13 protein-coding genes are annotated in these 14,956 nt (G+C 65.0%); 8 read left to right on the top strand and 5 right to left on the bottom strand.

The genetic code is table 11. The features are described from left to right. The first annotated feature begins 121 nt into the window (after positions 1-121). From ACZYZ9_RS02570 to ACZYZ9_RS02545, 6 genes are all read left to right on the top strand, one after another. On the top strand, positions 122-1,117 hold the full coding sequence (locus tag ACZYZ9_RS02570; RefSeq protein WP_463824627.1) for an LLM class flavin-dependent oxidoreductase: 996 nt from the start codon (positions 122-124) through the stop codon (positions 1,115-1,117). After that, positions 1,114-2,301: a cytochrome P450 gene (locus tag ACZYZ9_RS02565; RefSeq protein ID WP_463824626.1), complete on the top strand. Its 1,188-nt coding sequence runs from the start codon at positions 1,114-1,116 to the stop codon at positions 2,299-2,301. Before ACZYZ9_RS02570 ends, ACZYZ9_RS02565 begins: the two co-directional genes overlap by 4 nt. A gap of 278 nt (positions 2,302-2,579) precedes the next feature. Then, positions 2,580-4,154, top strand: a complete 1,575-nt coding sequence (gene efeU / locus ACZYZ9_RS02560) for an iron uptake transporter permease EfeU (protein ID WP_463824625.1) — start codon at positions 2,580-2,582, stop codon at positions 4,152-4,154. Between the two features lie 31 nt (positions 4,155-4,185). Beyond that, the gene (gene efeO, locus ACZYZ9_RS02555) at positions 4,186-5,334 is read left to right on the top strand and encodes an iron uptake system protein EfeO (protein ID WP_463824624.1); all 1,149 of its coding nucleotides are present in this window, start codon (positions 4,186-4,188) and stop codon (positions 5,332-5,334) included. A gap of 1 nt (position 5,335) precedes the next feature. Further along, the gene (gene efeB / locus ACZYZ9_RS02550) at positions 5,336-6,619 is read left to right on the top strand and encodes an iron uptake transporter deferrochelatase/peroxidase subunit (RefSeq protein ID WP_463824623.1); all 1,284 of its coding nucleotides are present in this window, start codon (positions 5,336-5,338) and stop codon (positions 6,617-6,619) included. Positions 6,620-6,672: 53 nt separating this feature from the next. Further along, positions 6,673-7,479, top strand: a complete 807-nt coding sequence (locus tag ACZYZ9_RS02545) for an MBL fold metallo-hydrolase (RefSeq protein ID WP_463824622.1) — start codon at positions 6,673-6,675, stop codon at positions 7,477-7,479. On the opposite strand, the gene ACZYZ9_RS02540 is transcribed toward ACZYZ9_RS02545, so the two are convergent. From ACZYZ9_RS02540 to ACZYZ9_RS02525, 4 genes are read right to left on the bottom strand one after another with little or no spacing between them, the layout of a single operon-like run. Further along, positions 7,476-8,462 (bottom strand): alpha/beta fold hydrolase, encoded by a 987-nt coding sequence (locus ACZYZ9_RS02540; RefSeq protein ID WP_463824621.1) that lies wholly within the window; start codon positions 8,460-8,462, stop codon positions 7,476-7,478. The two genes, ACZYZ9_RS02545 and ACZYZ9_RS02540, sit on opposite strands and share 4 nt — an antisense overlap. 18 nt (positions 8,463-8,480) lie before the next feature. Continuing rightward, complete coding sequence (locus tag ACZYZ9_RS02535; protein ID WP_463824620.1) at positions 8,481-9,800, bottom strand: M23 family metallopeptidase; 1,320 nt, start codon at positions 9,798-9,800, stop codon at positions 8,481-8,483. After that, complete coding sequence (locus tag ACZYZ9_RS02530; protein WP_463824619.1) at positions 9,797-10,669, bottom strand: sulfurtransferase; 873 nt, start codon at positions 10,667-10,669, stop codon at positions 9,797-9,799. Before ACZYZ9_RS02530 ends, ACZYZ9_RS02535 begins: the two co-directional genes overlap by 4 nt. Before the next feature lie 40 nt (positions 10,670-10,709). Further along, positions 10,710-11,444 (bottom strand): hypothetical protein, encoded by a 735-nt coding sequence (locus ACZYZ9_RS02525; RefSeq protein ID WP_463824618.1) that lies wholly within the window; start codon positions 11,442-11,444, stop codon positions 10,710-10,712. Positions 11,445-11,552: 108 nt separating this feature from the next. Between ACZYZ9_RS02525 and ACZYZ9_RS02520 the strand changes: the two genes are divergently transcribed. Together ACZYZ9_RS02520 and ACZYZ9_RS02515 are read left to right on the top strand one after the other, a co-directional pair. Then, positions 11,553-12,095, top strand: a complete 543-nt coding sequence (locus ACZYZ9_RS02520) for a TetR/AcrR family transcriptional regulator (protein WP_463824617.1) — start codon at positions 11,553-11,555, stop codon at positions 12,093-12,095. After that, positions 12,092-13,342 carry a cytochrome P450 gene (locus tag ACZYZ9_RS02515; protein ID WP_463824616.1) on the top strand — a complete coding sequence of 417 codons (1,251 nt, stop codon included), beginning with the start codon at positions 12,092-12,094 and terminating at the stop codon, positions 13,340-13,342. The genes ACZYZ9_RS02520 and ACZYZ9_RS02515 overlap by 4 nt, the downstream gene beginning before the upstream one ends. On the opposite strand, the gene ACZYZ9_RS02510 is transcribed toward ACZYZ9_RS02515, so the two are convergent. Continuing rightward, entirely contained in the window at positions 13,343-14,935 is a 1,593-nt protein-coding gene (locus ACZYZ9_RS02510; RefSeq protein ID WP_463824615.1) for a Na+/H+ antiporter, read from the bottom strand. Positions 14,936-14,956 lie beyond the last annotated feature (21 nt).

Genomic DNA, 14,956 nt, shown 5'->3' with positions numbered 1-14,956 from the left:
TGGTTGCTCGATGGACGTTACAATATCCGGACCAGATGTTAGTTTCAAACTAGCTGTTGACCCCGTTCGCCAGACCGACGTAGCGTACGTGGCACAAATATTAGGTTGTCTAGGAGATGGCGTGTACACGCTGCGCTTCGACATGCGGGCTCCGGCGTTCGGGGCGAATCCGACGGCACTTTATGCCGCCGCCCCAGCGATGTGCGCCTGGGCGGAGGGTCACGGCGCCCTGGCCGCTGTGGTCTGCGAGCACCACGGTTCTGAGGACGGGTATCTGCCGTCTCCGTTGTTGCTCGCCTCGGCGATAGCGGCGCGCACCGAGCGGCTGGCGCTGAGCCTGATCCTGATCCTGCCGTTCTACGACGCGGTGCGACTGGCCGAAGACATGGCAGTCCTCGACATCTCCAGCGCCGGGCGGGCGTCCTACATCATGGCGCTCGGATACCGGCCCGAGGAGTACGAGATGTTCGGGTTGGCACTGGGTGACCGGGGCCGGCTGGCCGACGAGAAGCTGGGTCTGCTGCGCCGTCTGCTCGCCGGTGAGACGGTCGTGCAGGACGGGCGTCGGATTGCGGTGACTCCGCAACCGCTGACACCCGGCGGCCCAGCGATGATGTGGGGCGGCGGCAGTCTGGCCGCCGCGCGGCGCGCCGGGAGGTACGGGCTGGGCATGCTTGCCAACGGCAATGTCCCGGGTATGCGGGAGGCCTACGAGAACTCCTGTCGCAAGCACGGTTTCGAACCGGGGCCGGCGTTCTTCCCCGATCGCAATACGCCGTCGGTTACCTTCGTCGCCGATGACGTGGACCAGGCGTGGTCGGAGCTCGGAGAGCACCTGCTGCACGATGCGCGCACCTATGCCGCGTGGAATCCCGGCAACGAGACGTCGGCTGGCTTCTCGCATGTGGACACCGTCGACGAGCTGCGCGAGACGGGTAAGTCGCACGTGATAATAACGGTGGAACAAGCGGTTTCGCGAATCCGGTCCGGCAAGATGCTGACCCTGTCGCCATTGTGCGGCGGGGTGCCGCCGGACGTGGCGTGGCCATATCTGAAGCGGGTCGGTGAGGTCGTAGTGCCCGAAGCCGCTCGTCCGCTCGCCGCGGGGACTGCATGACGACGACCGAGATCTATTACGATCCGTTCGATTTCGACATCGACGACAACCCGTATCCGATCTGGAAGCGGATGCGCGACGAGGTTCCGCTGTACTACAACGACAAGTTCAACTTCTATGCGCTGAGCCGGTATGAGGATGTCGCCCCCGAATTGACGAACTGGGAGACCTACCGGTCGGGCCGTGGTACCACGATGGACATCATCATGAGCGGTATCCAGGTACCGCCCGGTGTGATTCTGTTCGAGGATCCGCCCCTGCACGATCTGCATCGCCGGTTGCTGTCACGGGTTTTCACACCGCGGCGGATGGAGGCGATCGAACCGCTCACCCGAGACTTCTGTGTGCGGGCGCTCGACCCGCTGGTCGGTTCGGGCCGCTTCGACTTCATCGCTAACCTGGGGGCGATGATTCCGATGCGCACCATCGGCTACCTGCTGGGCATCCCCGAGGAAAGTCAGGCCGATATCCGCGATCGGGGTGGGAGGGCGATTAACCTGCGCGAGGGCACATTTCGGGCGATCGACGACGATTTGTTCGAGAAGAGCTATGAGGTGTTCTCCGAATACATCGATTGGCGGATGGAGCACCCTTCCGACGACGTGATGACCCAGTTGCTCAACGCCGAGATCGAGGAGAACGGGGTGGTGCGGCGGCTGGATCGCACCGAAGTGCTGATGTACACCAGCATGATCGCCGGAGCGGGCAACGAGACGACGACCCGGCTGATCGGCTTCATCGGTCAGCTGTTGGCCGAACATCCTGACCAACGTCGCGAGATCGTGGCGGATCCGTCGCTGATTCCGGGAGCGATCGAGGAGGTGTTGCGCTACGAAGCGCCGTCACCGGTGCAGGCGCGTTACGTGGCGCGCGACGTCGAGTGTCACGGGGCCCTGATCCCTGAGGGCTCGATCATGTTGCTGCTCAACGGTTCTGCCAACCGCGACGAGCGCAGATTCCCCGATGGTGAGCGGTTCGATATCCATCGCAGTGGGGGACACCTGAGCTTCGGTCACGGTCTGCACTTCTGCCTGGGTTCGGCGCTGGCGCGCATGCAGGCGCGGGTGGCACTCGAAGAGGTCATCAAGCGGTGGCCGACATGGGAAATCGACTATGCCGCCGCACAGAAGGCGCACACGAGCAGTGTGCGGGGATGGTCAAGTTTGCCGGTGATCACCGGATAGGTCCCCGCACCGGGGACCGCGCCGTCACTCGCGTCCCAGTACTCACCGTCCGGCTGTGTGCAGACGATTGCCCGGCTCCGAGCGACAATCCCACTCCAGCGCGACTTTGCGGGTCAGCACACGCGTCTGGTCACACTGCTGTGCCACGGTGACATCATGACGCCCGAGTGGGTTCAAGCCGTGACTGGGGCGACGCTTGTGACGGCGGGGACGGTGCGGCCAGCAAAGGGCCTCCGCGTGATTTCAGCGATGCCCAGCACCTAGTTAGGCTGTGCTAAGTGAACGGCGTGTTTATCGGCACCTTCCTGATCGGCCTGCGCGAGGGCCTGGAGGCGACGCTCATCGTGAGCATCGTCGCCGCTTTCCTCAAGCGCAACGGCCGGTCGATCCGGCCGATGCTTGCCGGCGCGGCCCTCGCGGTTCTGCTCAGTGTGGGCGTCGGGGTCGGGTTGGATCTGCTGTCGGCGGCGCTGCCGCAGCGACAGCAGGAAATGATGGAAACCGTCATCGGGGCGGTCGCGGTGGTGTTCGTGACCTCGATGATCATCTGGATGAACCGCAACCCGGGCCGGCTCAAGGGCGACCTCGAACGTGAGGCCCGAGACGCTCTCGGCCGGGGCAGTTTCCTGGCGCTGGCGCTGATGGCCTTCCTGGCGGTCCTGAAGGAGGGCTTCGAGACGGTGGTCTTTCTGCTGGCGACGGTTCAGGCGTCGCACGACAGCCACTGGGCGGCTGTCATCGGCGGGTTGACAGGGATCGCGGTGGCAATCGCACTCGGTGTCGGCCTGTACTTCGGCGGCCTGACTCTCAACTTGAGCCGTTTCTTCCGTATCACCGGTACGTTCCTCGTCTTCATCGCCGCAGGGCTGGTGCTCAGCGCATTGCGGACCGCCCACGAGGCCGGCTGGGTGGCGATCGGGCAGCAGCAGGTACTCGACCTGTCGTCCTGGATCCCGGGCAGTTCGGTGCGTGGCGCGTTGATCACCGGGTTGTTCGGCATACCCGCCGATCCGCGGCTCGTCGAGGTGCTCGGCTGGCTGCTCTACGCGGTACCGGTGCTGACGATCTTCCTGTGGCCCGCCCGCAGCGTCGCCAACGCCACTGCCCGTCGCAGGCTGCTGGTGGCCACCGCCGGGGTGCTGATCATCGTCGCGGCGGTGCTGCTGATCGCGGTGCCGGCCCGAAACTCCACACCCGCCGCGCACGCGCGCACGGTGACCGACCATCGCGGCCGCCCCGGCACCGTGTCGCTGGCCGGGACGCTGAGTGGTCGTTCGCTCTCGATCACCACTGACGGCGGACCGGCAGGTACCGTCGCGCTCGTCGCCGCCGGCACGGATTCAGTGGACGGCGTGCCGGTCCGGGTGTGGCAGGCGACACTGCCCGCACCCGCCGACGGCGCCCCGACCGCCACGCTGGCCGAGCTGGCGGGTCTGACCGGCGGCCGCCTTCCAGTGGGAGTATCCGCATCCCGCACCCCGGGCCCGTTTCAGGTCCGATGGGCCACCAGTACCGTGTACACCGTTCGCGCTCAGGATGATTCGGTACTGAGCGCGCAGGCGACAAGCAACCGCACCGCCGTCCTCAGCGGCGGCGGACTTGCAGCGCCGAAGACAGTCAGCCTCGGCGGGCTACCCACCGACTGGGTGACTATTGACGACGAGTCGGTCACCGCGCAACTCAAAGCCAACTCTCAACTGCACGCCGAACGTCTTCTGTGGCGGCTCTGGCTTCCGTTGGTGCTGGCGGTCTTCGCGTTGGGTTGTATAGCCACCGCGCTGCGCAGCCACCGCACCGAACACGCGCAAGGAAAGGGAAGAGTCGCCAATGCCGAAGCGCACCAGCCGGTCTAGCGCGGCCATCGCGACCGCCGCAGCAGTGCTCATGACTGGGTGCAGTTCCGGCGACGCCGACCCGCCCAGGTCCGGGACCCACCAGGTCTCGGTGACGATGACCAACGACAGCGGCAAGGACCGTTGCGTGCTGAGCACCACCACGGTGCCGGCCGGACCGGTGACATTCACGGCGTCGAACACGAGTGCACCGGGCATCTCCGAAGTGGAGTTGCTCAAAGATCAACGCATCGTCGGCGAAAAAGAGAACCTCGCCCCAGGGTTGGATTCGGTCTCGTTCACCGTCACCCTGGACGGCGGCTCGTACCAGATCTATTGCCCGGGCGCTGAAATCGAGTACCAGACCCTGACAGTGACCGGGCGGGCTCCGGCGCCGGCCACCGGCACGGTGGCGACCATCCTGGGCCAGGGCACCAAAGATTATGCGGCCTACATCGTCAATCAGATCGAGCAGTTGAACGACGCCGTGCAGGGGCTCAATGGCGCCGTCCAGGCCGGGAATCTCGACGGGGCCAAGACGGCCTACGCCAGGGCGCGGCCGTTCTACGAACGTGCTGAGACCAGTGTCGAGGGGTTTGTGCTGCCCGGGTTTGCCGTCGGCGACAACGCCGGCAACCTCGACTATCTGATCGACATGCGCGAGTCCACTCCGGTGGATGCGAAAGTCGGTTGGAAAGGCTTCCACGCCATCGAACGTGACCTGTGGCAGGCCGGGGCCATCACCGCCGGCACTAAGGCGCTCAGCACCGAATTGCTGGGCAACGTGGGCAAGTTGAAGGACACTGTCACCAGCCTGCAGTACCGGCCTGAGGACCTGGCAAATGGGGCGGCGGACCTGATCGAGGAAGTGCAGAACAATAAGATCACCGGCGAAGAAGAAGCCTTCAGTCACATCGATCTCGTCGACTTCGCCGCGAACGTGGAGGGTGCTCAGCAGGCCTACGCGGCGCTGCGACCGGGGTTGGACAAGATCGACAGCAATCTGGTCAAGCAGATCGACCAACAGTTTCAGGATGTACTGACCGTGCTGGCCGGGTATCGCGACCCGACAGCGTTGGGCGGCTACCAAACTTTCGTCTACGAACTCCAGGCCCGTGACGCACCGAAGTTGACCGCGGTCATCCAGCCGTTGCACCAGAGCCTGTCCGTGGTAGCCCAGAAAGTGGTCACGGCGAACTGACATGACCGACGACGACAGCAACGAACCGCCGAAACCGTCTGGCAGCATACCGGTTTCGCGGCGACGAGTGCTCGGCGGCACGATGCTCGCCGGACTGACCGGTGCCGTCGGGGGCGGGGCGGCCGGTTACGCGATGGCCGAGCGCGGTGACCGAGACGATCACGACACGGTCGATCTAAGCCGCCGCTACCCTTTTTACGGGCAGACGCACCAGGGCGGTATTGCGACGCCCCCGCAGCGCTATTGCGTATTCATGTCCTTCTCGCTGGCCCCCGGCGCCGGACGTCCCGACCTGCAGGCGTTATTGGCCCGGTGGTCCGCGGCGGCCGCGGTGTTCCAGCAAGGCAATCCCGTTGGCGCAGTGCAGCCGTCGGTCGAAGTGCAGCCACCGGCCGACACCGGCGAGGCCTTCGGGCTCAGTCCCGCGGGTCTGACCGTCACCGTCGGGCTGGGACCGTCGGTGTTCGGCGACAGGTTCGGACTTGCCGGCAAGCGGCCGGCGTTGTTCGCCGACCTGCCGCCGCTCAACGGTGATTATCTGGACCCACGGCTACGCGGTGGCGACGTGTCGGTGCAGGCTTGCGCCGATGACCCGCAGGTCTGCTACCACGCCACCCGCAACCTGACCCGCCTGGGTCGCAATATCGCCGCACCGCTGTGGCAGGTGCTCGGTTTCGGTCGTGCCTCGGCCGGCCCCGGCCAGGCCACTCCGCGAAATCTGATGGGGTTCAAGGACGGAACTCGCAACGTGATGACCGCCGAGCAGTACCGCCGGTTCGTGTGGGTCGACAACAGCGATCAGGCCTGGATGAACGGCGGTACCTACCAGGTCGCGCGAAAAATCCGCATGCTGCTGGAAACCTGGGACACCGACCGAATCGGTGACCAGCAGCAGGTCATCGGTCGCAGCAAACAGGAGGGTGCACCGCTGGGCGGCAACGCCGAATTCGACACGCCGGATTTCGCGGCAACGGGACCGGACGGAAAGTCGGCGATCGACCCGCTGTCCCATATCGGCTTGGCCGCACGGGAAAACAACAACGGCATCATGATCCGCCGTCGCTCCTACAACTACACCGACGGACTGGACGCCACCGGCCAGCTCAACGCCGGGCTGCTGTTCATCTCCTATCAGAATGATCCGCAGAACTTCATCCGGCTGCAGAACCGGTTAGGCGCCAACGATTTGCTGAACGAGTACATCCGGCACATCGGGTCGGCGATCTTTGCCGTACCTCCCGCGCCCAGCCAGGGGCACTACATCGGTCAGTCGCTGTTCAGCTGATTGGTTCAGCAGTAGGCGTTTCAGTTCCATTCCTGCGGGAACACGCAGCCATCATGGACATCACCGTGACCTTTGTCGGAAACGCCACGACGCTGATTCGTGCCGGGGAGATCACGGTGTTGACCGACCCCAATTTCCTGCACAGGGGTCAGCACGCGTACCTCGGCCACGGCCTGATCTCCAAGCGCCGCAAGGAGCCTGCTCTCTCCATCGAGCAGCTGCCGGCGGTAGATGTCGTTCTGCTGTCACATCTGCACGGGGATCACTGGGACCGGGTGACATCGAAACGACTGAATCGCGAACTACCGGTCCTGACCACGCCGCCCGCGGCGAACAGGTTGCGGACGAAAGGATTTGACCGGGCGACGGCACTATCGACCTGGCAGACCCACCACCTCGTCAAGGGTGACGTCCAGCTCACGGTGACGGCGCTACCGGGCCGGCACGCTCCGGTGTGGGCCAATCGGCTCCTTCCGCCGGTCATGGGCAGCATGCTCGAGTTCGGCTCCATCCACGCAGCAGAGAGCCGACGCATCTACGTTTCCGGGGATACCTTGCTCATCGACGAACTGGGCGAGATTCCGGTTCGGTTCGATGCCATCGATGTCGGCATACTGCACCTGGGCGGGACCCGGCTGCCCGCCGGTTCCCGATTGCCGTTCGGGCTCACCGTGACGATGGATGCGCAACAAGGCGCCGGACTTGTCGAGCTGCTCGACCTGCCGAAGATGATTCCGGTCCACTTCGACGATTACACCGTTTTCGCTTCTCCGCTGGCGGATTTCACGGCAGAGATGCAGCGTCGCGGCTGGGCGGACCGTGTCATCGAGATCGAACGCGGTGCAACGGTGTCACTTTAAGCCTTCTGATCCACCAACACCGCCCCCTCAGGTCGGTCTCCGAGTGTCTGCAGATGCAGGTTGATGTCTTTGCCCTGTGCGGTGAGCCGAAGGATGTGAGCGAGCTCGGCCGGGGCATCACATTGCAGGTAGTGATCGGCGGTCGGTATCACCCAGTAACGGCTCTGGCCCGGCATATTCCGCAGGTAGGCCTGCCAGACGTGGTTCGCGACCCGCAGCGGGGCTACGGTGTCGTGCAGGCCCCACACCAGAGTGGCGTTGACGGGGATCTTGGAAAGAGCCTCGAGCCAACGCTTTTCATCGGCAGCGCGCTCGTGCAGATACTGGATGGTGTCCGGCAGGACACGGATGCCGTCGTTGTAGGCAAAGCATTTTGCCAGGGCGGAGATCTCGGCATCCCCGGTGGTGCGGCGCGGCATGAAGGTGGTGATCCCGAGTCCGGCGGCCAGTAGCTCCGGGGTGGTTTCGGCGGCGGCTGCCCGTCCCGTTGCGGAGTCGAGCAGCGCGAGTTGGAACGCGGTGAGGTTGGACAACGGCAGGTAGATGTTTGCATTGGTGATGATGAGATCTACTGGCAGTGCGGACTTCTCCGCCAACAGGCCGGCCGCGATCATGCCGACGCTGCTTCCGCGGTCATGGGTGATCATGCGGTAGTCGGTCAGTTTCCAGACCTCAGTGATCGCGTGGACCAGCAGTCGTGCGTCGTCGTAGAGCGAGTAGACGTACGGCTCGGGTGGTTTGTCGGATACACCGTAGCCGGGAAAGTCGAGGGCGAAAATCTCGAAATCTTCGCTCAGTGCACGCGCCAACGGGTAGTAGTCGACACTGGACGTCGGGAAGCCGTGTACGCACACCAATGCGGGCGCCCCCGGTCTGCCGAACCGGCGCAAAAACACCGTGACCCGCTGCCCGTCGTTGGCATCGGTGGTCGATCGCCAGCTCAATTCCGTTCCGCCACTGTGCCATTCCACGAAAATGTCCATGATCTCGGCCTTTCGAGGTTAGGTGTGGGGGAAGGTCACGACGCCCAGCAGCAGGGGCAACTGATTGGTTTTCAGGACAGGTGCCGGCAGCATCGCGGGCCCGAAAAACGAACCGCTGAGGTAGTTGTCGGCATTCCACACCTGATTCGCGTCGAGCTGACCCTGGTAGCTGAAACCTTCGATGACGTACGGCAGGGCGTCGGCCTCGAACAACGACGGGCCGCTCATCAGCTGGAAATGCAGGTGCGGGGCATTGGAATTGCCGGTATTGCCCAATCTGGCGATCTGCTGACCCTTCTTGACCTGGTCACCGGGCTTGACCATCAGCGAACCCTGGATCAGGTGGGCATACATGGCATAGACGCCACTACCGAGATCCATGATGATGTGGTTGCCGTCGACATTGTCCACGGTCAGCTTCGCGGCCAGTTCGGGCACGGACGCGGGCAGGATGCCGGGTACGTTGGCCTCGAGAGCGTCCAGCGTCGAGACGATGGTTCCGTCGGCCACGGCGTAGATGCCCGAGCCGTAGTCGCTGAAGCTCTCGTTCCTGGTCCGGTCACCGGTATAGAAGTTGCCCTGGTCGTTCATCCGCATCCAGTCGATCGCGAAGCGCTGGCTGTTGTTCAGTTTCATGTTGAGCGGCAATATCGCGTCGCGATGCGCCCAGCCGGGATCGCAGCAGCCGTTGAAAGCCACCCAATTGTTGCCCCGCACCGGCGGCGCGATGGCACGCGGCGTGCCGGCCGAGATGTCGAACGGGGCGCCCAGCATGTCGATCGGGCCCGGAACCTTGGAGGCGCCCGGATTGGTCACCCCGGTTCCGTGCAGCCGCAGCATCACCGCCCGGGGGAAGTCGGTCAGCTTGTCCAGGCGGAAATCGAGCAGCAACGACCTGGACGTCGCGGGTGCGATGGTGAAGTCGGGTGCGGGTGCGGCTGGCAGGATCCGCAACCGGTTGCAGTTGCCGAAGGTGCAGGCGGGATCGACCAGCTGGTTGCCGGAGAACGACGCCAGCACGCGTTTGGGGTCGCGGGCGTCGACGACGTCGACGGCGGTCAGGGCGGAGGGTTCGGCACTGGAGTTGGTGACCTGCATGTCGAAGGCCAAGTGATATTTGTCGTCGGTGCCGGGAAACGGAAACGTCGGCCGGCTGATCGGGGCAACTGTCAACGGAGTGAAGGCATCGGGCACCGTGATTCCGGCCAGCGGATCCGTCCTATCCGGACTGCTCGTCCCGCCGGATTGTTTCGGAGAAGCTGCGCAGGCAGTGAGGGCGAGCACGAACCCGATGACTGCCAAGCTTTTCCGTGCTTGGCTGCGCCGATCGGACGTCATTGTGCCTCCTCGATCAACCCGGGTGAGCGTTGCACGGGACGCGTCGGGTCCGAGCTCCACTCCGACCACGAGCCGGGAAATAACGCCGCCGGATAGCCGGCAGCGGCCAGCCCGGCGACCACCACGGCGGCGGTCACCCCGGACCCGCAATACACTCCGACAGCCGTATCCGGTTCAATACCATTGTCGGACAGGTGTTTTCTCATAGTCTCTGTCTCGAGGAAGCTGCCCTCGGGGGTCAACAGTGTCCCGAACGGCAGGTTCTTCGCGCCGGGAATGTGGCCCGCGACGGGGTCGACGGGCTCGCTGTCGCCTCGGTAACGTTCGGGAGAGCGTGCATCGAACAATTGCACGCCGCCCGCACCTGCTTCCTCGGCCGTCAGGGTTGGTCGGCCGCCGGCGTACAGATCATCATGTGGCACAGTCACATTCCCGGCCGGCGGTTTGACAGGCCCGGTCTCTACTGCGCCCCCGCATGAGCGCCACGCAGCCAATCCACCGTCCAGGATGCGCACATTGGGCAGTCCCGCCGCGGTCAGCACCCACCACGCGCGGGCGGACCCGGCGCGGTTCCAGTCGTCGTAGACGACGATGAGCTCGCCTTGGTGGATACCCCACCGGCGCGCGGCCGCCTGCAGCTGAAATCCCGACGGCAACGGATGGCGGCCCCGGCCGGCCACCTGGTGGTCGCTGAGATCGTCTTCGAGCGAGACGTAAACAGCACCGGGTAGGTGTCCGGCCAGGTAGGCCGAAAGTCCGTCCGGGGTGCCGAGTTGCCAGCGGACGTCCAGGATGGTCAGTGGATCGCCGGCTTCGATGAGGTTGACCAGCTCGGCTGCACTGATCAGCACCTCGCTGCGCACGTTCACTGCTCAACTCTAGCGCCGGGCGCACGGCCAGTCCTGAGGGTCAATCTTCTTCGGGCCAGGCCTGCCAGCTGATCATGCTTCGCAGGGGACCGGCAAATAACGGTTGCACCGCATCGGAGCGCCAGCGCTCCTCGACCAGGGGTGCCACAGCAGCCGCGACAGCCAGCGGGTCATTGTCGAGGTAAACCACAGTGATGTACTGCGGCTCGGACCGCCAGCCGCGCGGCGCCGGATTCCATGTAGGTCCGAACATCCAGGCACCCGCGGTCCCGGGTGCCGCCAGCAGCGCCGGATAATGTTCGGCGACAGACCAGTTCAGCCACTGATCGAACCGCGGGCCGCGCGGTTCCTCGACGATCAGCAACACGCCGCGGTGCGGGCGGAACGGCACTACCTCGGCGGAGACCGCCGATTGAGGCGCGGCGTGGCACTGCAGTAGAGGCAGGCCGCCGATCTGCAGCAGCGGCCGCATGCTGGGCATGCGACCGATGTCCCGCAACGTCCGACCGAGGTCGATGAAGTCGTCCAACGTGTCCTGGACCGGGTCGCCGACCAGGTAGTGCACGGCGTTGCCGATCTGGCCCAGCGGGCCGTGCGACGCCAGGCGGGCCGATGGATAGGCACCGTCGGCGATCCAGCGCAGTCCGTACACGATGCCGGGCAACCGATACTGCTCGGGCATGTGGTCCAACAGGTGCCAGCGCAGATAGCTGCCGTCGTCACCGGGTGGCGCCGCCGCGGTGAAGCTGAAAATGCCCGCCTTGACGCGGTTCACGAGGTACTCACCGCGCAACACCCCTCGTGGAACTCAGTCGGCTTTGCGGTCCCGGTGCTCATCGCGGTAGATTCTAACAGTGCTCGAATTAATCCGAACGAGGATTCAATGACCTCCGCGGTACGCCGTCCGTACGGGGAGCTGGACCGTGACCAGGTGGTGGCCTCGCTGCACACTCTGGCGCGACGTGTCGGCGTGCAGCACGTCACCATGCGGGGAATCGCGGCCGAACTCGGGTCGGCGGTGCCGTCGGTCTACTACCACGTGCCGGGGAAACAGGCCGCTCTGGACCTGCTGGCAGAATCGGTACTTGCCGACATCCCGGTCCCGCAGGACGGCCCGTGGGATCAAAGGGTCGCCGAACTGTATTGTGCGGCAAGGGAAGTGATACTGGCGGTTCCAGGCATCGCGAACATTCTGCAGACCGGCGGGGGTGGGGAGCGGGCCCGGCGGTTGGACCGGTTGAGCCGCTCGCTGCTGGCCGAGGCCGGTCTCGCCAAACCCGTTGCCGCGGCCGCTCATACGGTGCTGTACACCTATCTGCTGGGTTCGGTCAGTCTGGATGAGACGCGGCCGTCCAAACGCCCGTCCACCGCGCGCTTCCGTGCCGGACTCGACGTGATCATTGCCGGGATCAAGGCCTCCTCATGACCGTTCCCAAGCTCGGCTCGTTGGTCGTCGAAAATCAACACGGCCCCGCCGACCGGGACGCCGCAACGGTGCTGGATCCCGACACCTTCGTCGTCGGCGCGCCGTTCGACGCCCTGCAGAGACTGCGAGCCACCGCACCGGTCCATCCGGTGCAATTGCACGGCCTGCCCCGGGCGTGGCTGCTCACCCGGCACGCCGACGTGCGACTGGTCAGCCGCGACACCAACACCTTCACCAGCAACAGAGGCAACACGCTGGTCGAGGTGGAGGCAGCCCCGACCTCGGCGATGCTGCCGGGGATCGACCCGCCGCGCCACGTCAAGATCCGCAAGCTGATCAACCAGGGTTTCACCGTCCGCAATGTGCAACGCCTGGAACCGCACATGCGCAAGGTCGCCCGCGACATCGTCGCCACTATCACCGACAAGGGTGAATTCGACGCTGTGCCAGACATTTCCGCGGAGATGTCGCTGCAGGTGATCGCCGACGTACTGGGTGTGCCGGCCGAAGACAGGTTGGACGTGTTCCGGTGGAGCAACGCCATCGGCAGCCTGGGCATCGAAGATCCCGACTACGCGCCCACCCCGGAAGCGCTGGGTCAGGCCGCCGCTGAAATGTTCGCCTACTGCAACCAATTGGTGAAGCACCGACGCACGCACGGGCTGACCGACGACATCCTGTCGGCGTTGCTGGCCGCCGAGGTCGACGGCGAGAAGCTCAACCGCGACCAGCTCAACGAATTTTTCTTACTGCTGGCCGTTGCCGGCAACGAGACCACCCGAAATACGCTCAGCCACGGCATTTTGGCGTTGTCGCAGCACCCGGAACAACAAGCGCTGCTGGCCCGCGACCCGTCGGCGGTCAAGCCTGCCGTCGAGGAACTGTTGCGCTGGGCCACGCCGGTCCTGCACTTCCGCCGTACCGTCACCTGCGATGTCGAAATCGGCGGGCAAGAGATCCCCGCCGGCGACTGGGTGCTGATGCACTACCTGTCGGCCAATCGCGACGAGGACGTGTTCGACCGGCCCGATGAATTCGACATCACCCGGACCGATGCCGGTCATGCCGCATTCGGTGGCGGGGGAGTGCACTTCTGTCTGGGCGCTCAACTCGCGCGTCTGGAACTGCGGGTGATGATCGAAGAGCTGTACGCCGGCGTGCCCGGTCTCACCGTCACCGGCGAGCCGGAGCGCCTGCGGTCCTCGTTCTTCCACGGCATCAAACGACTTCCGTGTAGTACCGGCTAGCTACTCGACGTCTGCCGGTCCGAGCAGTCGGACCTCTTCCAGGTCCATGGTGGCCTGCACCTCGCGCAGCACGATGTCGTCAATCTGTCGTTGGTCGCGCAGTTTGGTGACGGCTTGACGTTTGCGGTCCAGGACGCGAAGACGCACCTCCCGGATCAGGTCGACCTTCTCTGCCAGTTCGTTGGTGCCGGGGTCGTCACCGCCGGCCGCCACGAGTAGGGCGTGCTCCTGGTATTCCTTTTCCAGACGCGCCAAAATTTTCGGTTCCACGTCGAGTTCGGCGGCGACTTCCGGCAACGCCTCGAGAGCTGCCTGCGCCCCGCGCGTTCGGGCCAGCTGCACTTCGTCGGCGCGGTCAACGTCTTCGGGCAACCGTGCCCACCGAACGACGGCGGGCAGGGTGCTGCCCTGGACCAGAACCGTCACCAGGATCACCACCGAAACGACGAAGATGATCAGGTTGCGGTCGGGAAACGGTGCGCCGGTGTAGGTTTCGAGCGGTACGGCCAGGGCTGCGGCCAGCGACACCGCGCCGCGAAAGCCTGCCCAGCTGGTGACGGTCCGTTGGCGAAAGTCAACATGCCGGCTCCGGCGTCGCATGCTCTTGTCGACGGCACGCCCCAGGACGGTGGTGAGTTCGACCCAGGCGAACCGCGTGACGATGACCACGCCGGTGACGGCCAGTGCCAGCATTGTGGCGCGTCGCAGCCCGTCGCCGTGGTCGTTGATGCCGCGCAGCGCGCCGGGCAGTTGCACACCGACGAACACCCACAGCGATCCGTTGATCAGGAACGTCGAGATGTCCCAGAAGGCGAAGGACTGCAGTCGCGACCGGGCCCTGATGACCCGTGGACTGACATAGGTGATGACGAGAGCCGAGACCAGCACCGCGACCACACCGCTGCATTCGACCGATTGGGCAAGCAGGAAGGCCGCGAACGGCGTCAGCAGGCTCAGCGCCCCCTCCTCGAGCGGTGCGTCGATGCGGCGACGCAATAGTGTCACCAGGAACCCGATGATCAGCCCGGCGGAGATGCCACCGAGGTAGGAGTAGATGAACCGCGCGGTCAGCGCGACCGGGCCAACCTCGTGGCCACCGACGGCGACGGAGACGGTCACCCCGAACAGCACCAGCGCCGTGCCGTCGTTGATCAAGCTCTCGCCCCGCAGCACGGTCAGCGCGCGCCGCGGTAGCTTCTTGGCCAGCCCGGCGACCGCGGCAGCGTCGGTGGGCGAGAGCACGGCACCCAGCACCGAGGCGGCATGCGACTCCATGCCCAGCGCCCGTGCGGTCCAAGACACCGCGAACGCGGTGGCGATCACCAGTCCGATGCTGGTCATCACGATGATCCGCATGTTGGCCTTGATCTCGCGGAAGCTGGTGTTCAGACTCTCCCAGTACAGGATCGCCGGCAGGAAGAGCAGCAGCACGAGTTCGCCATCGATGTGCACATTGCCGAAGCGAGGAATCAGCCCCAGCAGCACACCGAGAAAGATGAGCAGAACCGGTGGGCCCACGCGGTAGCGGCGGCCCAGCAGCGTACCCAGGACGACGGTGGCAACCAGCGCGACGATGACGACAAGCGCAAACACCTGCCCATCCTTGCCTATGGG

The organism is Mycobacterium sp. IDUB_28, from assembly GCF_055419285.1.
The sequence above is the reverse complement of the archived record's forward strand: the minus strand, read 5'-3'. Positions and strand labels throughout refer to the sequence as shown.